We start from the raw sequence: 17,218 nt of genomic DNA on the forward strand, positions 1-17,218 counted from the left end.
CCCCCCCCCCCCCCCCCCCCCCCCCCCCCCCCCCCCCCCCCCCCCCCCCCCCTTTTTTAGATGTGTATAAGAGACAGGCCGTCTGCCGCGTTGCTCACACTCGCAAGGCATGGGCCTTGCTGCGCATGAGCGCCTTGCATACAACCCCGCAACCGCGCAACGCGATCCACAAATTAACGTCAACAGACCCTAGCTGTCGCGCGCCCGACATGGAGCGCGCGGCACCGGCCCCTACCATTTGGGGCATGAAAACCTTCCATTCCTATTCCGAAGTGCGTGCCTGCGTGGGGCAGGAAGTCGCCGTCAGCGACTGGATCACCATCACCCAGCAGCAGGTACAGCTGTTCGCCGATGCCACGGGCGACCAGCAATGGATCCATGTGGACCCCGAGCGCGCGTCCAAAGGCCCCTTCGGCGCGCCGATTGCGCACGGCTTTCTGACGCTGTCGCTGATCCCCCAGTTTTTCCAGAACTGCTTTCACATCGAAGGCGCGCAAATGGGCGTGAACTACGGCCTCAACCGCGTGCGCTTCACCTCTCCCGTGCCCGTGGGCAGCCGCCTGCGTGCGCGCCTGACGCTGCAGGCCGCCGAGCCCATCGAGCCCGGTGGCCTGCAGATGACCTGGCTGGTGACCGTGGAGCGCGAAGGCTCCGACAAGCCCGCCTGCGTGGCCGAGTCCGTGGCCCGCAATTACGGCGCCAAGGCCTGAATGAAAACTGACCCCACGCTACCCTTGCTACGCAAGGTCCGCTGCCCCCCCAGGGGGCGCTTTTCATCTTGGGGCGGCCCGGCGATGAAAAAAGCCCGCAGGGGGCACCTGCGGGCTGGCTGCGTGGTGGCAGCGGTTGCGGGGGGCTGAGGCTCAGGCGCCGAAGTTCAGCTGGCCCGAACGCTCGGCGGCGGCGGCTTCGCGGCGCACTTCATCGCGGCTCACGGTGGCGGTGGCAGTGTTCTGGATGGGCAGGTAGCCTTCGGCGACGGAGGGCATGGTGCCATTGGCCTGGGCGGCCTTGAGGTCGGCCATGACCTGGGCACGTGTCAGCGTGCTCTGGGTCTTCACTTCGGGCGGGTAGCTGCTGTTGTCGGCGTAGTCGAAGCCGGCAGCCTGGGCGGCGATGGCGGAGATGGAGAGGGCGGCCAGGACGGCAAAACGGCGGGTGTTCTTCATGATTCAAGTCCTTTGTTTTGTTTCTGGGACAGGGCGTTCTTTGCGGAAATCGCTTGGTAACGTAGAGCCCATGACTCAAATGTAGGACGGCTTGGAATCCGGAAAAACCCTTGGATTGGCAATGCGCTTTTTCAGCTGTTGAAACAATCGGCCGGGAACTTTTCGCCCGGTCCGGCCGATCGCTCAGGCCGCGCCGGCTGCTCCCTCGGCCAGGGCAGCGCCCGCGAATTGATGCTGGCGCCAGGCTTCGAACACGGTCACGGCCACGGCATTGGACAGGTTCAGGCTGCGCTGCTGCGGCAGCATGGGCAGGCGCAGGCGCTGCTGCGGCGGGAACTGCTCGCGCACCTCGGCGGGCAGGCCCTTGCTTTCGGAGCCGAACACCAGCCAGTCGCCGGGCTGGAAACCGATGGCGTGGGCGGGGCTGCTGCTGTGCGTGGTCATGGCGAACATGCGCTGGCGGTCCGGCTGGCAGTCCTGCAGGAAGGCCTGCCAGTCGGCATGGCGGCGCACGGGCGCGTACTCGTGGTAGTCGAGGCCGGCGCGGCGCATCAGGCGGTCTTCCATGGAAAAGCCCAGCGGCTCGATCAGGTGCAGGCTGCAGCCGGTGTTGGCGGCCAGACGGATCACATTGCCGGTATTGGGCGGGATCTCCGGCGCGACGAGAACGATATGGAACATGGCCCGTATTGTCTCGCGGCGGCCTATGCCCCCGGGCTCCGAACCCCCACGATCAGGGCGTGCGCGCCAGCACCAGGGCGCTGACCTCGGCCGCGCCTGCGCGGCGCAGGCAGGTGGCCAGCGCATGCAGGCTGGCACCCGTGGTCATCACATCGTCGATCAGCAGGACCTTGCGGCCGCGCACATGGGGCAGTTGCGCCGGCGGCACCGCGAAGACCCCGCGCAGCTGGCGCAGGCGCAGGGCGCGCGGCAGGTCGTGCTGGGCCTGTGCCGTGTGAGCGCGCTGCACGGCCTGGTGCCGCAGCTTGCCGCGGGTGGATGGGCCGGACAGCGCACGGGCCAGCACCAGGGCCTGGTGAAAGCCGCGTTCGCGCAGGCGCTGGGCGGACAGGGGCATGGGCAGCAGCAGATCGCATTGCTCCAGCTGCTCGCGGGCCCCGTGCTGCTCCAGCAGCAGGGCGGCCAGGCTGCGTGCCAGGCCGGTGTCTCCCCGGAATTTGAAGTCGCCGATCACCGTGTGCCAGGGATAGGCGTAGTCCAGCGCGGCAAGGCAGTGCGTCAGTGGCGGAGGCTTGACCAGGCAGGCGCCGCAGACCTGCTGGCCGCCGCTGGCGCCGTGCCCCGCTGGCAGCGGCATGGCACAAAGCCCGCAGCGCGGCAGCGGCCTGGCCCAGCGCAAGCGGCAGTCCTGGCACAGGCGCTGCGCCGGCCAGCGGCGGCAGACGGCGCACTGGCTGGGCAGGCCGGCATGCCAGTGCGAAAGCCATGACGCAGGCAGGTTGGGCATGGAGTCAATATACTCGCGCCGCGTCCGCCACCCCTTTGCTCCGGGGCCGGGCGCCTGTCTTTCGAGGAGCCCGGATTCCCCGCCCAGCCATGTCCCACGAATTGCCCCCCACCATCGATCCGGCCGCCGCATTGCGCTGGCAGCAGGCCGCGCCTGCGGCCTCGCCGTGGCTGCATGAGGAGGTGGCGCACCGCATGCAGGAGCGGCTGGACTGGATCGTCAAGCCGCCCCAGCGCTGGTGCCACTGGCAGCCCGTGCGCGGCGGCCTGCAGGCCCATGCGCTGCTGCGCCAGCGCTATGCGCAGTCCGAATGCCTGGTCTATGAAGCCTCGCCGCTGCATGAGGCCGCCGCCCGCGAGCAGCTGGGCGCGCGCTGGTGGCAGCCCGCGCGCTGGACCGGGGGCGCCACGCGCTTCGGCGAGCCCGAGCCTGCCGGCGTGGACATGCTGTGGGCCAACATGGCCCTGCACCAGCAGGCCGACCCGCAGGCGCTGATCACGCGCTGGCACCAGGCGCTGTCCGTGGACGGCTATGTGATGTTCTCCTGCCTGGGCCCCGATACGCTGCGCGAGCTGCACGCCATCTATGCCCAGCTGGGCTGGCCGCCCGCCGGCCAGGCCTTCACCGACATGCATGACTGGGGCGACATGCTGGTGCACGCAGGCTTCAGCGAGCCGGTGATGGACATGGAGCACATCACGCTGACCTTTGCCACGCCCGAGCGGCTGCTGCAGGAGCTGCGCGAGCTGGGCCGCAACTTCCATCCACAGCGCTTTGCCGCGCTGCGCGGCCGCCGCTGGCAGCAGCGCCTGCACGATGCCCTGCGCGAGCGCCTGGCCGGCCCCGACGGGCAGCTGGCGCTGACCTTCGAGATCGTCTACGGCCACGCCTACAAGCCGCAGCCGCGCGTGCGCCTGGAGTCCAGCAGCGCCGTATCGCTGGAGGACATGCGCAGCATGCTGCGCCAGCCGCGCAACACGGGTTTGCGATAGCCCCAATGTCGCTTTCCGGTCATTGATCGAAAACAAAAACGTCTACACTTTTCCCGAGCTGACAGAGACAACAGCTTTTCCCTGGGCTCGCTTTCCCGGGCCGGGAAAAGACCAGCGGTCCGCAGGCCGAAAGGGGAGACGATTTGGTGTTTCGTTTTGCCACGGGAACGAGAACGGGCCGACCCATCCAGGAGCGGCCCGCCCACGAGTTTGATCATCACCGGCTGCAGCAGTGCCTGTTCCTCTGGGAGCGGGCACTGGTCTTTCTGTCCCTGCTGTCCCCCCTTCTGTGCCGCATGCCGGGCCGCATGCGCCCCCTTTTCCAATCCGCTCCCGGCCCCCATGGCACACATGCCCTGAATGGCCGGCGTGCGCGCATTCTTCCGTCCACCTTGCTGCTGTCCTCCGAATTCATGCGCCTGCAGGCGCAGGCGGGGATGGCTGTACGCCCGAATCCTGGTCCCACGTCCGAGCTGCCGTTGATGCCGGCTGGCACGCTATTGGTGATTGCGCGCAGGCACATCTGCGGCGCTTTCATGCATGCTCGGACAGTTGAGGCCGGGAGTTGCCCTTTGGGCAGGCGTTGAACGGTCTGGCTGCGCGGCCCCCACGCCGGCGCAGCGGAGCGAGTGGATAACCCGAGGCTTAGATGTAAGTGAAAACTATGAAAAGCATTTCCACCAAGCTGGTTCTCTGGGGCTTGATGAGTGTGGCAGGGGGAGGCTCCCTTGCGCATGCGACGACAGATCTGCCAGGCGGCCCGGCCGTCAATCAGCTCAACCTTCATCCGGCGGTCACGCGCATCGCGCATGAGCAGCATTACCTGCACTGGATGATGCTGATCATCTGCACGGTGATCTTCATCGGCGTGTTCGCCGTGATGTTCTATTCGATCTGGAAGCACCGCAAATCGCGCGGTGCCAAGGCGGCGAACTTCCACGAATCGGCCACGGTCGAGGTGGTCTGGACCATCGTGCCGTTCATCATCGTCGTGCTCATGGCGCTGCCGGCCACCAAGGTGCTGGTGGCGCAGAAGGACACCACCAACGCCGATGTCACCATCAAGGCCACGGGCTACCAGTGGAAATGGGGCTACGACTACATCAACGGAGAAGGCGAGGGCCTGAGCTTCATCTCCACGCTGGACAGCAGCCACCGCGCGCTGTCCGACAGCGGCGATGTCTCCAAGGCACCCAACGACTACCTGCTCAAGGTGGACAACCCGCTGGTCGTGCCCGTGGACCGCAAGGTGCGCATCATCACCACGGCCAATGACGTGATCCACTCCTTCATGGTGCCGTCCTTCGGCATCAAGCAGGATGCGATCCCGGGCTTTGTGCGCGACACCTGGTTCCGTGCCGAGAAGACCGGCGACTACTACGGCCAGTGCGCCGAGCTGTGCGGCAAGGAGCATGCCTACATGCCCATCCACGTGAAGGTGCTGTCGAGCGACGGCTACAAGGCCTGGGTGGACGAGCAAAAGAAGATCGCCGCCGCCAAGAAGGACGACCCCAGCAAGGTCTGGAGCCTGCCCGACCTGATGGCACGCGGCGAGAAGGTCTATGCGGCCAACTGCGCGGCCTGCCACCAGGCCAACGGCAAGGGCGCCGGTCCCATCAAGCCGCTGGACGGCAGTCCCATCGTCCTGGGTCCCACGGCCGAGATGATGCATGTGGTGCTGGAAGGCCGTGCCAACGGCGCCATGCCCGCCTGGAAACAGCTGAGCGATACCGAGCTGGCCGCCGTGGTCACCTTTGCCAAGAACCACTGGTCCAACAAGACCGGCCAGCTGGTGCAGCCGGCCGAGTTCGTGGCCGCCCGCACCGGCAAGTTCCCCGGCCAGTGAGCCCGCAAGACAGATGAGCGATTGGAGATAACAGCATGAGCGCCGTACTTCCCCCCATCCACAGCCCTGCGGGCGAGGGCCACGAACATGCGCATGAGCACGAGCATGGACACGGGCATGACGACCATCACCACCACGCCACGCCCACGGGCTGGCGGCGCTGGATGTTCGCCACAAACCACAAGGACATCGGCACGCTGTACCTGCTGTTCTCGTTCACCATGCTGATGGTGGGCGGGGTGCTGGCGCTGCTGATCCGCGCCGAGCTGTTCCAGCCCGGGCTGCAGATCGTCAACCCCGAGCTGTTCAACCAGCTGACCACCATGCACGGCCTGATCATGGTGTTCGGCGCCATCATGCCGGCCTTCGTGGGCTTTGCGAACTGGATGCTGCCGCTGCAGATCGGCGCCTCCGACATGGCGTTCGCGCGCATGAACAACTTCAGCTTCTGGCTGCTGATCCCGGCCGGCCTGATGCTGGTGGGCTCGTTCTTCATGCCCGGCGGCGCCCCGGCCGCAGGATGGACGCTGTATGCGCCGCTGACGCTGCAGATGGGCCCGTCCATGGACACCTCCATCCTGGCCATGCACATCATGGGCGCCAGCTCCATCATGGGCGCCATCAACATCATCGTCACCGTGCTCAACATGCGCGCGCCCGGCATGACGCTGATGAAGATGCCCATGTTCGCCTGGACCTGGCTGATCACCGCCTACCTGCTGATCGCCGTCATGCCCGTGCTGGCCGGCGCCATCACCATGACGCTGACGGACCGCCATTTCGGCACCAGCTTCTTCAACCCCGCAGGCGGCGGCGACCCGGTGATGTACCAGCACATCTTCTGGTTCTTCGGCCACCCCGAGGTCTACATCATGATCTTGCCGGCCTTCGGCATCATCAGCCAGATCGTGCCGGCCTTCAGCCGCAAGAAGCTGTTCGGCTATGCGTCCATGGTGTATGCGACCTCGTCCATCGCCATCCTGTCCTTCATCGTGTGGGCGCACCACATGTTCACGACCGGCATGCCCGTGACCGGCCAGCTGTTCTTCATGTACGCCACCATGCTGATCTCGGTGCCCACGGCCGTGAAGATCTTCAACTGGGTGGCCACCATGTGGCGCGGCTCCATGACCTTCGAGACGCCCATGCTGTTCTCGGTGGGCTTCATCTTCGTGTTCACCATGGGCGGCTTCACGGGCCTGATCCTGTCGATGGCGCCCATCGACATCCAGCTGCAGGACACCTACTACGTGGTGGCCCACTTCCACTACGTGCTGGTGGCCGGATCGCTGTTCTCCATGTTCGCGGCCTACTACTACTGGGCCCCCAAGTGGACCGGCGTGATGTATTCGGAGACGCGCGGCCAGATCCACTTCTGGGGCTCGCTGATCTTCTTCAACGTCACCTTCTTCCCCATGCACTTCCTGGGCCTGGCCGGCATGCCGCGCCGCTATGCCGACTACCCCATGCAGTTCGCCGACTTCAACATGGTGGCCTCGCTGGGCGCGCTGGGCTTCGGCCTGATGCAGGTGTATTTCTTCCTCTTCGTCGTCGTGCCCGCCATGCGCGGCAAGGGCGAGAAGGCGCCGCAAAAGCCCTGGGAGGCCGCCGAGGGCCTGGAGTGGGAAGTGCCTTCGCCGGCGCCGTTCCATACCTTCGAGACGCCGCCCAAGCTCGATGCCACCGCCACCCGCATCATCGGTTGATGCAAGCCCCAAGGGAGATGCACATGGACGCACAGCAACGAAAAGCCAACCTGCGGCTGGCGCTGATCCTGGTATCGGTGGCGCTGGTCTTTCTGGCCGGCTTCGTGATCAAGATCACCGTGCTCCATTGAGGGCAGGCAACAGGAGGGACGTCCGTGAGCGTGCGCAGTGAAAACGCGAAGATGGTGGGCAAGCTGGCCGTGGTGGCGCTGGGCATGTTTGCCTTCGGCTACGTGCTGATTCCCATCTACAAGCACATCTGCGAGCTCACGGGCATCAACATCCTGTCGCTGTCCGAGCGCCAGGTGCCTGGCAACGGCACGGCCGGGCGCGATGTGAAGCTGCCCGCCAACTCGCAGGTGGACAAGAGCCGCACCATCACCGTGGAGTTCGACGCCAATGCGCGCGGGCCCTGGGACTTCAAGCCGGCGCAGCGCTCCATCCAGGTCCATCCGGGCGAGCTGGCCACGGTCATGTACGAGTTCCAGAATGTGCAGGACCGCCGCATGGCGGCCCAGGCCATACCGAGCTATGCGCCGCGCCAGGCGGCCGCGCATTTCAACAAGCTGGAGTGCTTTTGCTTTTCGCAATACACGCTGGAGCCCGGGGAAAAGCGCGAATGGCCGGTGGCCTTCGTGATCGATCCGCGCATCTCCAAGGATGTGACCACGATCACGCTGTCCTATACCTTCTTCGAGGTGGGCGGCAGGACGCCGGCCGCACCCATGGGCGGGGCGCCGGTGGCGGCGGGGCCGAAGCAGGAGCCCGCCTCATGAATGTGCCGCAGCCACGGGAGCCGCGCCGCCCGCCCAGCGTGTGGCGCACGGTGCGCGCCGTGGCTTGGTCGCTCTTCGGCGTGCGCAGGGGAAGCGAGTACCAGCAGGACGGGGAGCGCATCACGCCGCTGCATGTGATTGCAGTGGGGCTGGCGGCCATCTTCGTGCTGGTGCTGGGATTGATCGCGCTGGTCAAGCTCGTGGTCTGAGCGGCGCGGCCATCGGGGACAGAGAGTGATAGACGGGAAACCGAGAACCAAGAATTTCAGGAGCTGAGCAATGAGTGCAACCACCCACGGCAAAACGCCTTACTACTACGTGCCGGCCGAGTCCAGCCACCCCGTCATGGCGGCGGCGGGGCTGTTCTTCGTAATCCTGGGCGCGGGCAACTGGATCAATGGGCATGAATGGGGCATGTACAGCCTGGGCCTTGGCCTGGTCTGGTGGCTGGCCGTGCTCTTTTTCTGGTTCCGGGAAGCCGCGCATGAAAGCGAGTCGGGCAAGTACGGGCGCAAGATCGACCTGTCCTTCCGCTGGAGCATGAGCTGGTTCATCTTCTCCGAGGTGATGTTCTTCGGCGCCTTCTTCACCGCCCTGTGGTGGGCGCGCTCGCATTCGGTGCCCGCGCTGGGCAGCCTGGACAACGCCTTGCTCTGGCCCGACTTCAAGGCGGTCTGGCCCAGCATGGCGGCCGGCGCCACGGCCTCGCCGGCCAACAGCGTCGAGCCCTTCCAGACCGTGGGCCCGTTCTGGCTGCCCACCATCAACACGGCGCTGCTGCTGACCTCGGGCGTGACGCTGACCATCGCCCACCATGCGCTGCAGGCCGGCCACCGCGCCCGCACCATCGCCTTCATGTGGATGACGGTGGTCCTGGGCTTCGTCTTCCTGTGCGTGCAGGGCTACGAGTACTACCACCTGTACACCGAGCTGAACCTCAAGCTGTCCTCGGGCGTGTTCGGCTCGACCTTCTTCCTGCTCACAGGATTCCACGGCTTCCACGTCTTCGTGGGCATGCTGATGCTGTTCTTCATCACCATGCGCCTGCATGCGGGACACTTCACGTCCGAGCGGCATTTCGGCTTCGAGGGTGCCGCCTGGTACTGGCACTTCGTGGACGTGGTCTGGCTGTTCCTCTACGTCCTTGTGTACTGGATGTGAGGGTCTGCCCGCCCCATGCAAAAAGAAGCGCCTGGGCGCTTCTTTTTGTTTGCGGGGGCAGGGGGCTTGCCTATTGCCCGGCGGTCCAGCCCGTGGGATGGATGTAGCCCAGCTTGGCGGCCAGCAGCACGCACAGGAACAGCGTGATGGACAGGCCCACGCGCAGCGCCAGTGCGCGGAACATGGCGCGGCTGCGGCGCCGGTCGTCGCCCGCACCCTCCTGGTCTTCGGGATTGCGGCGCATCATGAAGAACAAGGCGCTGCCCAGACTGGCGACAATGGCCAGCAGGGCGAGAACGATCACGAATTTCATGGGTGGATTATCCGGTGCGTGTTTCCAGAATGCCAGACCGCTGGCGGTTTGTACTGATCACCTTGGCCGCGCTGATCGGCGTGGCCATCACACTGTCCCTGGGCCGCTGGCAACTGCAGCGCGCGGCCTACAAGCAGCAATTGTTCGATGCCGTGCAGCGCCAGCAGGGCCTGCCGCCGTTGGACAACGCGCAGCTGGCGCCCATGCAGCCCGGTGCTGCACTGAACACCGAGGCGGCGCCCTGGCTGCACCGGCCCGTGCGACTGCAGGGCCACTGGATTGCCGGGCAATCGCTGTACCTGGACAACCGCCAGATGCAGGGCCAGCCGGGCTTCTTTGTGCTCACGCCGCTGCGGCTGGCCGCGCCGCATGAGGATGTGGTGATTGCCGTGCAGCGCGGCTGGGTGCCGCGCAACTTCCTGGACCGCACGGCCTTGCCCGAGGTGCAGACGCCCGAAGGCCTGGTGACCGTTGAGGGGCGCATGGAGGCCGCGCCGTCCCGGCTCTACGAATTCGGCCGTGCAGGGGCAGACCCTGATGGGCAAAAGTCGCGCATCCGACAGAATGTGGACATTGCCGAATGGGCCATGGCCTCCGGGCTGCCGCTGCGCGAATGGAGCCTGCTGCAGACCGGCGAAGCCAGCGAAGGCCTGCGGCGCGACTGGCCCGTTGTGACGGCCGGTGTCGAGAAACACCATGGCTATGCGTTCCAATGGTTTGGACTTGCGGCCCTGATCACGCTTTTGTATGTCTGGTTCCAAATCGTCCGACGCTTTGTCCGCCCGCGCCATGCCCGCTCCTGAGACTCCCCTGGAGATGACCGTCCATGGCCTGCCACCCTTGCAGCCGGCCCTTGCCGGCGCGCAGCGCACGCGCAGCGGCCGCTGGAAGATGCTGGCCGTGTTCGCGGTCTGCGCCGCGCCCGTGGCGGCCTCCTATTTCACCTACTACGTGCTGCGGCCTGGCCAGCAGCGCAGCTTTGGCGAGCTGATCGCCGCCCAGCCGGCCCTGCCTTCGGCCACGGCCACCACGCTGGACGGCGCGCCGCTGCCGCTGCAGTCGCTCAAGGGCCAGTGGCTGCTGCTCAGTGTGGCGGGCGGGGCCTGCGGCAGCGCCTGCGAGAGCCATCTCTATCTGCAGCGCCAGCTGCGCGAAACCCTGGGCCGCGAAAAGGACCGGCTGGACCGGGTCTGGCTCATCTCCGACGACGCACCCGTGCCCGCGCACCTGCGCCCCGCGCTGGCCCAGGCCACGGTGCTGCGCGTGCCCGAGGCCGTGCTGCGCGGCTGGCTGCAGCCGGCGCCCGGCCATGCGCTGCAGGACCACCTGTACGTGGTGGACCCGCAGGGCCACTGGATGATGCGCATGCCCGCAGGCCTGGGCATGGCCGATGCCGGCAAGGCCAAGCGCGACCTGGATCGGCTGCTGCGTGCATCGGCCTCCTGGGACACGGCAGGGCGTCCGGGCGACGGCGAGTAAGGCTGGCCAGTAGGCTTTGGTACGCCCCGGTAGGCTGGCAGGCAGGCCCCGCAGCGCCGGGGTCTTGCGGTTATGGGTTATGGTTTGCGGCTGTGCGAAAGCGCCTTCAGCGGACGCTTTTGCCTTTTCCCTTTCCAGCCCGGGCCGGCGCGCAGCCTTTGCGGCCACGCAGCCTGCGGCAACTACCTTGTTGAGGAAGCATGAACAAACGGACAGCGCTGCGCGTTCTGGGCTTGACCGCCATGGCATGGGGCGCCCTGGCGCTGAGCGGATGCTCGCGCGAGGCAAAGACCAGTTTCCAGGGCGTCGATGTCACGGGCGCCGAGTACGCCAAGGACATTCCCCTGCGCGATGTGGACGGCAAGCAGCGCAGCATCAAGGACTTTGCGGGCAAGGTCGTCGTGGTCTTCTTCGGCTACACGCAATGCCCCGATGTCTGCCCCACCACCCTGCAGGAGCTGGTCGAGGTCAAGCAGCAACTGGGCGCCGATGGCGACAGGCTGCAGGGCGTCTTCGTCACCCTGGACCCCGAGCGCGACACTCCCGAGGTGCTCAAGGCCTACCTGGGCAACTTCGACCCCGGCTTCGTCGGCCTGCACGGCACGCCGGACGAGACGGCGGCCGTGGCCAAGGACTTCAAGCTCTTCTACAAGAAAGTGCCCGGCAAGACCGAAGGCGCCTACACGCTGGACCATTCGGCCGGCAGCTATGTCTATGACACGGCCGGCCGCCTGCGCGTGTATGAGCGATACGGCGGCGGCCCGCAGGTGCTGGGCGCCGACGTCAAGGCCCTGCTGCAGGAAAAACGCTCCTGATCCTGCGCGTGCCGCAGCCAATGTGACCCCCGTCACATTGACTGCGTTTAGGTGCGCTGCAGCACACCATCCCTGATGTGCATCGCCTCAGGACTGCTTAGAGTGGGCCCCGCCTGGGGGTGTCATGCCGACGCCCCGCCCATCTCCGAGAGACCTGATCCATGCGGCGAAACGTGTACGTCACCCAGCGTGAGTACCCTCTGAGCGAAGGAGAGACGCTTCTTTCCGTCACCGACCTGAAGGGGCGCATCGTCTATGCCAACGATGCCTTCATCCGCGTCAGCGGCTTCGAGGCCGCCGAGCTCTACGGCAAGGCCCATAGCATCGTGCGCCATCCCGACATGCCGGCCGCCGCCTTTGCCGACATGTGGTCCACCATCCAGCGCGGGCTGCCCTGGAGCGCCCTGGTCAAGAACCGGCGCAAGAACGGCGACCACTACTGGGTGCGCGCCAATGCCAGTCCCATACGCCATGCGGGCGCCGTGGTCGGCTACCTGTCCGTGCGCACCCGGCCCGAGCCGCGCGAGGTGCAGCAGCATGCGGCGCTCTATGAGCAGATCAATGCCGGCGTGCGCTCGCTTGGCCTGCACCGGGGCTTTCCCGTGGGGCGCGGCGCCGTGGGCGCGCTGCAGCGGTGGTGGCGCTTTCGGCCACTGGCCTGGCGCGTGCAGGCCGTGGTGGCCGGCCTGTGGCTGCTGGGGTCGGCCGGGTTGTGGTCTTCCGCGCTGCAGGCATCGGCCGTGCCGCTGGCCCAGGTCTGGCCGGCCTGGCTGATCTGGAGCCTGGCCTGCGTGGCGTCCGGGCAGTGGCTGCGCAGCCGGCTGCTCATGCCCCTGGCTGCGCTGCGTGGCCAGGCCCAGGCCGTGGCCAGCGGGCAGCAGACCGATGCACGGTTCCTGCAGCGCACGGACGAGATCGGAGCCATCGGCAGTGCCGTGCGGCAGACCGGACTCAACCTGGTCTCCCTGGTCGGCGACATCCAGGGCAAGAGCGACCAGGTGCGCCGCTGCGCGCTGGCCGTGCAGCAGGGCAGCACCGAACTGAGCGACCGCACCGAAGCCGCGGCCGCAAGCCTGGAGCAATCGGCCCAGGCCATGCAGGCCCTGGCCAGCGCCATCGAGCGCAGCAGCGCCCAGGCCGGCGAGGCCGCCGCCCGCGCGCGGCACGGCGTGGACATGGCGGGGCAGAGCAGCCGCATGGTCGTGCAACTGGACCAGGGCATGCGCGGCGTGGCCCAGACCAGCGACCAGGTGGGGCAGATCAGCTCGCTCATCGACGGAATCGCCTTCCAGACCAACCTGCTGGCGCTCAACGCCGCCGTGGAGGCCGCGCGTGCTGGGGAACACGGCAAGGGCTTTGCCGTGGTGGCCGACGAGGTGCGCGGCCTGTCCCAGCGCAGCGCCCGCGCCGCGCGCCAGATCAAGGCGTTGATCGAGGCATCGCAGCAGCAGGTGGCGCAAAGCTGCGCCATGGCGCGTGAAGTGGGCGAGGCCATGCTGGCCGTGCAGGCCGATATGCGCGAGCAACTGGTGCTGGCCGAAGGCATGCAGGCCGCCAGCCAGGCCCAGGCCGGCGGCGTGCAGCAGGTGCAGGCCGCCGTGCAGCAGCTCGAACAGATGACCCAGCACAATGCCGCCCTGGCGCGCAACACCATCGGGCACGCACAGCTGCTGGCCGGACAGGCGCAGGCGCTGGAGGCTGCGGCATCGGTCTTTCACGGCAGCGGGGCGTCCGCATGATGGCGGCGGGCTGGAGCATGGTTGCCGGCGATCCCGCCGCACCGGGCGAGGCGCTGGACGAAGACCTCAAGCGCGTGGCCATGGAGGCCGCGCCCGACGGTATCTTGCTTGTGGACCGCAGCGGCCGCATCCTGCTGGCCAATCCCGCCATGCAGGCCATGAGCGGCTATGGCGCCGCCGAATTGCTGGGCCACTCGCTGCAGATGCTGCTGCCGGCCGAGGCGCAGGCGGCCCACGGGCCGCAACTGCAGTCCTACTTCGCCCAGCCCGCGCGCCGGCCCATGGGCCAGGGGCGCGATCTGTGGCTGCTGCGCAAGGACGGCAAGCGCCTGTCGGTGGACATCGCCCTGGGCCACTCGCCGCACGGCAGCGGCGTGGCCGTGGCCTTTGTGCGCGACCTGTCGCAGCTGCGCCAGATGGAAGCCTGCATGCACTACCACGCCACCCACGACACGCTGACGGGCCTGCTCAACCGCTGGCAGTTCGGGCTGCAGGTGGAACAGGCGATCTCGCAGGCGCAGGCGCAGTCTGAATCGGGCGCCGGCCCCGCGTCCTTTGCGCTGCTGCTGCTCGACCTCGACAACTTCAAGGCCATCAACGACGGTTATGGCCACGACGTGGGCGACCAGGTCCTCAAGGAGGTGGCGCGCCGCCTGCAGGTCGCGCTGGGCGGCTCGGCCACGCTGGCGCGCATGGGGGGTGACGAGTTCACCGCCCTGCTGCAGCCCTGCAACGAGCCCGATCTGCGCCAGCGCATCGACGCGCTGCTGCACGAGCTGTGCCGGCCCTGCGCCATAGGCCACTACGCGCTGAACTTCGGTGCCAGCGTGGGCGCAGCCTTCTATCCGCAGGACGCGGGCGATGCGGCCACCCTCATGCGCTATGCCGACATGGCCATGTACGACGCCAAGCAGCGCAGCCGCTCCTCCTATGCGCGCTATGCCAGCGCCATGGGCGAGGCCATGGCCGAGAAAGTGCTGCTGCACGAACGCCTCAAGCGTGCCCTGGACCGGGGCCTGCTGAGCCTGCACTTCCAGCCCCAGGTGCAGGTGCTGGGCGGCCAGGTCCAGGGCGTGGAAGCCCTGCTGCGCTGGAACGACGAGCAGATGGGCTGGGTCTCGCCCGAACGCTTCGTGCCCGTGGCCGAATCCACGGGCCTGATCCTGGCCCTGGGGGAGTGGGTGATCGATGCTGCCTGCCGCCAGGCCGGCGACTGGCTGCGCGCAGGCATGCCGCTGCGCGTGGCGGTCAACCTCTCGGCCCAGCAACTGCGCCAGGCCGACCTGCAGCAGCGCCTCATGGCCAGCCTGGCCCGGCATGGCGTGCCGCCGCACCTGCTGGAGCTGGAGGTCACCGAGTCCGCTGCCATGACCGACCCGCTGCAGGCGCGCGAGCTGCTGGGCAGCCTGCTGGCGGCCGGCGTCTGCGTGGTGCTGGACGATTTCGGCACCGGCTACTCCTCGCTGGCCCACCTGCGCGATCTGCCCGTCTCGCGCGTGAAGATAGACCGCACCTTCATCGGCCCCATGCTCGACAGCCCGGCCGACGCCAAGATCGTCAAGGCCGTGATCGCGCTGGCCCGCACCCTGGGCCTGCAGGTGGTCGCCGAAGGCGTGGAAACCGCCGAGCAACTGCGCCTGCTGCGCATCCTGGACTGCGACGCCTACCAGGGCTGGCTCTTCGCCCGCGCCATGCCGGCAGAGCAGATTCCCGCGCTGATTCACAAGCCCGTGGCGACCTTGCTGGCGCAGCAGGAGGAAGAGGCAAGAGGCGCTTGAGCATCAGACTGCGGGCTGTTGCGATGGGAAGGCAGCGATGGTGAGCAGGGGCGGCGGTTCTGCCAAACCTGGCGCTTGATGCTGCAACAGGTCGGCAAGCCTTCCGGTCCGCCCGATCAACCGCCACGCCCCTCGCACCCCACCTCCTTCACTCCACCTCCTTCATCCCCCCCCACTGATCCTCATCAACACCGCAGGCTGCAGCACGCAATGCCATCGATCCGGCCGCTCCAGCGCGCCGAGCTGCACCAGGCGCACAAGGCTGCGCGCGATGGTTTCGCGCGTGGTGGCCAGCAGGGCGGCCAGGGCGCCCTGGCTGGGCAGGCGCACGAGCAGGCTTGACTGCAGAGCCGCCAGTTGCATCAGGGTGGCGGCCAGCTGGCGCAGCACGCCGGGGATGCGGACGATGTGGGCCCATTCCGCCAGCAGGGCGTTGTTGCAGGTGTAGCTGGTGGCCAGCGCGCGCACGAAGGCGGCATCGACCAGGCCGCGGCGCGTGATGGTGGCGATGTCCACGCAGCAGATGCGCCCCGGGCCCAGGGCCTCGAAGTGCATGGCCGAGGGCTGCTGCAGCCAGCCCGGGCTGCCCAGCGCGTGGCCGTTGCCGAACAGCGCCACGGGCCGCTGCACGCCGTCGCCGCCACGGCGGATGGCCAGGACGAAGCCGATCTTGATCACCTGGAATTCATGGGCGACGCAGCCCTGCGCCTGGAGCTTCTGGCCCTTGGCCAGGCCGCGTTCGCGGATGTGCGGCAGCCATTGCTGGAATGCGGGCTCGGGCAATTGGCCCAGCAGGCAATGGGACGAACGCATGCATTCGCTGCAGCGAACCGCTGAAGGCGTGGAGGACGACGATGGCATGGGGCACGCAGGCTAGGATGCGCCGCAGCCTGGGCAGGCAGACAGCCACCCAGGGCACCGGCAGTGGACCCGGGCGGCGCGCCCCGGGAGAAGCCGTGCAGGCTAGCGGGCTATGCCGTTGAATGCAACGCGATGTAACGCGTTTCGCGCGGGATGGCGGCCATCTGCCGCTGTTTCTTGACCTGGGTCAGACGGCTGCGGTGCTGTCGGCGTTGTTGGCGCTGCCGCTGCTGTCGCTGCTGCCACTGCTGTCACTTCCGTGGGCGCGGGCCGCCTCGCGCATGCGTGCCAGCTCGCGTGCGGGCAGCGGGATGTCGCCGCTGGCGACCTTCATCAGCAGGCAGTGCAGCATTTCGGTGGACAGGCCGTGCAGCACCAGGCGGTGGCCGGCGCGCAGGGTGGACAGCGGCACCAGCGGGTGCTTGTTGTTGAGCATGACCAGATGCTCGGGCGAGGCGAGGATCTTGGCCGCATAGATGGCCACGGTCTCGTCCAGCTGCAGCGAGTTGCTGGCGCGCCAGAAGTCGTTGTCGGTCAGCAGCAGCTGGTAGACGGGCGTGTAGACCTCGATGGCGCTTTGCAGGTCCAGCAGGTTCAGGCGCCCGCGCGGCATGTCCTCAAGGCGCAGGGGCGGGTTGCGCAGCATGGCGAAGTCGGGCTCGGCCACGGGCTGCAGTTCCTGGCCTGCGGCGCGCAGCGCGTTGTTCAGGCGGATGACGAAGTTGAACAGGTTCAGGTCGTGCCTGAGGAACAGGTCGTCCTTGATGTCGTCGATGCTGCCTGGCTCCAGCGGTGTGGTGGACACGGGCGTGGGCGCGTTGGCCGCGACAAAGGCCAGGATCTGCGAGCCCAGGTGGAAATGGCGCAGGATGAGCCAGTTGGCCTCGGGCGAGACGAAGCGGTTCATGCTGAAGGCCAGCAGCCGGTGCAGCAGCCTGGAGTGCGCCCAGTTGCGCGGCAGCAGCACCTTGAGGATCTGGATGAGCACGATGCTGGTGCGTGCCAGCGGCCGCAGGAAGGGCAGCAGGTACTGGCGCGAGCCGCTGCTGCAGTCACGCAGCCAGGCGGCCTTGACGTCGTCGGGCAGCGGCGTGCTCTGGTCCAGGTACAGCGCG

The 17,218-nt window shown here is 67.5% G+C and carries 19 protein-coding genes; 13 read left to right on the forward strand and 6 right to left on the reverse strand.

The features are described 5' to 3' along the window. The first annotated feature begins 245 nt into the window (after positions 1-245). Entirely contained in the window at positions 246-710 is a 465-nt protein-coding gene (locus JHD82_RS25460) for a MaoC family dehydratase (protein WP_199139448.1), read from the forward strand. Between the two features lie 153 nt (positions 711-863). On the opposite strand, the gene JHD82_RS25465 is transcribed toward JHD82_RS25460, so the two are convergent. The 3 genes from JHD82_RS25465 to JHD82_RS25475 all read right to left on the reverse strand — a co-directional run bounded on the left by JHD82_RS25465 (position 864) and on the right by JHD82_RS25475 (position 2,637). Then, complete coding sequence (locus tag JHD82_RS25465) at positions 864-1,169, reverse strand: DUF4148 domain-containing protein (protein WP_013803990.1); 306 nt, start codon at positions 1,167-1,169, stop codon at positions 864-866. A 183-nt stretch (positions 1,170-1,352) separates the two neighbouring features. After that, on the reverse strand, positions 1,353-1,850 hold the full coding sequence (trmL, locus tag JHD82_RS25470) for a tRNA (uridine(34)/cytosine(34)/5-carboxymethylaminomethyluridine(34)-2'-O)-methyltransferase TrmL (protein ID WP_012203598.1): 498 nt from the start codon (positions 1,848-1,850) through the stop codon (positions 1,353-1,355). A 52-nt stretch (positions 1,851-1,902) separates the two neighbouring features. Next, positions 1,903-2,637, reverse strand: coding sequence for a ComF family protein (locus JHD82_RS25475; protein ID WP_013803988.1), 735 nt, complete (start codon positions 2,635-2,637; stop codon positions 1,903-1,905). Positions 2,638-2,726: 89 nt separating this feature from the next. On the opposite strand from JHD82_RS25475, the gene JHD82_RS25480 reads away from it, so the two are divergent. The 7 genes from JHD82_RS25480 to JHD82_RS25505 all read left to right on the forward strand — a co-directional run bounded on the left by JHD82_RS25480 (position 2,727) and on the right by JHD82_RS25505 (position 9,118). After that, positions 2,727-3,629, forward strand: a complete 903-nt coding sequence (locus JHD82_RS25480) for a trans-aconitate 2-methyltransferase (protein WP_199139450.1) — start codon at positions 2,727-2,729, stop codon at positions 3,627-3,629. A 664-nt stretch (positions 3,630-4,293) separates the two neighbouring features. Further along, positions 4,294-5,475: a cytochrome c oxidase subunit II gene (gene coxB, locus JHD82_RS25485; RefSeq protein ID WP_013803986.1), complete on the forward strand. Its 1,182-nt coding sequence runs from the start codon at positions 4,294-4,296 to the stop codon at positions 5,473-5,475. A 35-nt stretch (positions 5,476-5,510) separates the two neighbouring features. After that, a complete protein-coding gene (gene ctaD, locus JHD82_RS25490) occupies positions 5,511-7,181 on the forward strand; it encodes a cytochrome c oxidase subunit I (protein WP_012203603.1) in 1,671 nt (556 codons plus the stop codon). Between the two features lie 23 nt (positions 7,182-7,204). After that, the gene (locus tag JHD82_RS29980; RefSeq protein ID WP_012203604.1) at positions 7,205-7,312 is read left to right on the forward strand and encodes a cytochrome oxidase small assembly protein; all 108 of its coding nucleotides are present in this window, start codon (positions 7,205-7,207) and stop codon (positions 7,310-7,312) included. Positions 7,313-7,336: 24 nt separating this feature from the next. Then, the gene (locus tag JHD82_RS25495) at positions 7,337-7,957 is read left to right on the forward strand and encodes a cytochrome c oxidase assembly protein (RefSeq protein WP_199139452.1); all 621 of its coding nucleotides are present in this window, start codon (positions 7,337-7,339) and stop codon (positions 7,955-7,957) included. Beyond that, positions 7,954-8,166: a DUF2970 domain-containing protein gene (locus JHD82_RS25500; protein ID WP_199139455.1), complete on the forward strand. Its 213-nt coding sequence runs from the start codon at positions 7,954-7,956 to the stop codon at positions 8,164-8,166. Before JHD82_RS25495 ends, JHD82_RS25500 begins: the two co-directional genes overlap by 4 nt. A gap of 70 nt (positions 8,167-8,236) precedes the next feature. Then, on the forward strand, positions 8,237-9,118 hold the full coding sequence (locus JHD82_RS25505) for a cytochrome c oxidase subunit 3 (RefSeq protein WP_012203607.1): 882 nt from the start codon (positions 8,237-8,239) through the stop codon (positions 9,116-9,118). A 70-nt stretch (positions 9,119-9,188) separates the two neighbouring features. Here JHD82_RS25505 and JHD82_RS25510 read toward each other — a convergent pair whose 3' ends face one another. Further along, a complete protein-coding gene (locus JHD82_RS25510; RefSeq protein WP_012203608.1) occupies positions 9,189-9,431 on the reverse strand; it encodes a twin transmembrane helix small protein in 243 nt (80 codons plus the stop codon). A gap of 29 nt (positions 9,432-9,460) precedes the next feature. On the opposite strand from JHD82_RS25510, the gene JHD82_RS25515 reads away from it, so the two are divergent. The 5 genes from JHD82_RS25515 to JHD82_RS25535 all read left to right on the forward strand — a co-directional run bounded on the left by JHD82_RS25515 (position 9,461) and on the right by JHD82_RS25535 (position 15,242). Then, positions 9,461-10,234, forward strand: coding sequence for an SURF1 family protein (locus JHD82_RS25515; RefSeq protein WP_199139457.1), 774 nt, complete (start codon positions 9,461-9,463; stop codon positions 10,232-10,234). After that, positions 10,221-10,910 carry a hypothetical protein gene (locus JHD82_RS25520; protein ID WP_199139459.1) on the forward strand — a complete coding sequence of 230 codons (690 nt, stop codon included), beginning with the start codon at positions 10,221-10,223 and terminating at the stop codon, positions 10,908-10,910. The genes JHD82_RS25515 and JHD82_RS25520 overlap by 14 nt, the downstream gene beginning before the upstream one ends. A gap of 200 nt (positions 10,911-11,110) precedes the next feature. Continuing rightward, the gene (locus tag JHD82_RS25525; protein ID WP_012203611.1) at positions 11,111-11,725 is read left to right on the forward strand and encodes an SCO family protein; all 615 of its coding nucleotides are present in this window, start codon (positions 11,111-11,113) and stop codon (positions 11,723-11,725) included. A 161-nt stretch (positions 11,726-11,886) separates the two neighbouring features. Further along, positions 11,887-13,464 (forward strand): PAS domain-containing methyl-accepting chemotaxis protein, encoded by a 1,578-nt coding sequence (locus tag JHD82_RS25530; RefSeq protein ID WP_199139461.1) that lies wholly within the window; start codon positions 11,887-11,889, stop codon positions 13,462-13,464. 17 nt (positions 13,465-13,481) lie between these two features. Next, positions 13,482-15,242, forward strand: coding sequence for a bifunctional diguanylate cyclase/phosphodiesterase (locus JHD82_RS25535; protein WP_233174885.1), 1,761 nt, complete (start codon positions 13,482-13,484; stop codon positions 15,240-15,242). A gap of 162 nt (positions 15,243-15,404) precedes the next feature. Here the strand turns inward: JHD82_RS25535 and JHD82_RS25540 are convergent, their stop codons facing one another. Both JHD82_RS25540 and JHD82_RS25545 read right to left on the reverse strand, forming a co-directional pair. Continuing rightward, on the reverse strand, positions 15,405-16,055 hold the full coding sequence (locus JHD82_RS25540; RefSeq protein WP_199139465.1) for a Crp/Fnr family transcriptional regulator: 651 nt from the start codon (positions 16,053-16,055) through the stop codon (positions 15,405-15,407). A gap of 235 nt (positions 16,056-16,290) precedes the next feature. Then, positions 16,291-17,218 (reverse strand): hypothetical protein (locus JHD82_RS25545; RefSeq protein ID WP_199139467.1); only part of this gene is annotated, 928 nt, incomplete at its 5' end.

Source organism: Delftia sp. ASV31 (genome assembly GCF_016428765.1).
Classification (GTDB): Bacteria; Pseudomonadota; Gammaproteobacteria; order Burkholderiales; family Burkholderiaceae_C; genus Comamonas; species Comamonas acidovorans.

Excerpts from the sequence above, each read along its gene's own strand:
- JHD82_RS25540 (WP_199139465.1), bottom strand. The coding sequence starts at position 16,055 with ATGCGTTCGTCCCATTGCCTGCTGGGCCAATTGCCCGAGCCCGCATTC.
- coxB (WP_013803986.1), top strand. The coding sequence starts at position 4,294 with ATGAAAAGCATTTCCACCAAGCTGGTTCTCTGGGGCTTGATGAGTGTG.
- JHD82_RS25510 (WP_012203608.1), bottom strand. The coding sequence starts at position 9,431 with ATGAAATTCGTGATCGTTCTCGCCCTGCTGGCCATTGTCGCCAGTCTG.
- JHD82_RS25500 (WP_199139455.1), top strand. The coding sequence starts at position 7,954 with ATGAATGTGCCGCAGCCACGGGAGCCGCGCCGCCCGCCCAGCGTGTGG.
- JHD82_RS25530 (WP_199139461.1), top strand. The coding sequence starts at position 11,887 with ATGCGGCGAAACGTGTACGTCACCCAGCGTGAGTACCCTCTGAGCGAA.
- JHD82_RS25480 (WP_199139450.1), top strand. The coding sequence starts at position 2,727 with ATGTCCCACGAATTGCCCCCCACCATCGATCCGGCCGCCGCATTGCGC.
- JHD82_RS25515 (WP_199139457.1), top strand. The coding sequence starts at position 9,461 with ATGCCAGACCGCTGGCGGTTTGTACTGATCACCTTGGCCGCGCTGATC.
- ctaD (WP_012203603.1), top strand. The coding sequence starts at position 5,511 with ATGAGCGCCGTACTTCCCCCCATCCACAGCCCTGCGGGCGAGGGCCAC.
- JHD82_RS25475 (WP_013803988.1), bottom strand. The coding sequence starts at position 2,637 with ATGCCCAACCTGCCTGCGTCATGGCTTTCGCACTGGCATGCCGGCCTG.
- JHD82_RS25460 (WP_199139448.1), top strand. The coding sequence starts at position 246 with ATGAAAACCTTCCATTCCTATTCCGAAGTGCGTGCCTGCGTGGGGCAG.
- JHD82_RS25505 (WP_012203607.1), top strand. The coding sequence starts at position 8,237 with ATGAGTGCAACCACCCACGGCAAAACGCCTTACTACTACGTGCCGGCC.
- trmL (WP_012203598.1), bottom strand. The coding sequence starts at position 1,850 with ATGTTCCATATCGTTCTCGTCGCGCCGGAGATCCCGCCCAATACCGGC.
- JHD82_RS29980 (WP_012203604.1), top strand. The coding sequence starts at position 7,205 with ATGGACGCACAGCAACGAAAAGCCAACCTGCGGCTGGCGCTGATCCTG.
- JHD82_RS25465 (WP_013803990.1), bottom strand. The coding sequence starts at position 1,169 with ATGAAGAACACCCGCCGTTTTGCCGTCCTGGCCGCCCTCTCCATCTCC.
- JHD82_RS25525 (WP_012203611.1), top strand. The coding sequence starts at position 11,111 with ATGAACAAACGGACAGCGCTGCGCGTTCTGGGCTTGACCGCCATGGCA.
- JHD82_RS25520 (WP_199139459.1), top strand. The coding sequence starts at position 10,221 with ATGCCCGCTCCTGAGACTCCCCTGGAGATGACCGTCCATGGCCTGCCA.
- JHD82_RS25535 (WP_233174885.1), top strand. The coding sequence starts at position 13,482 with ATGGTTGCCGGCGATCCCGCCGCACCGGGCGAGGCGCTGGACGAAGAC.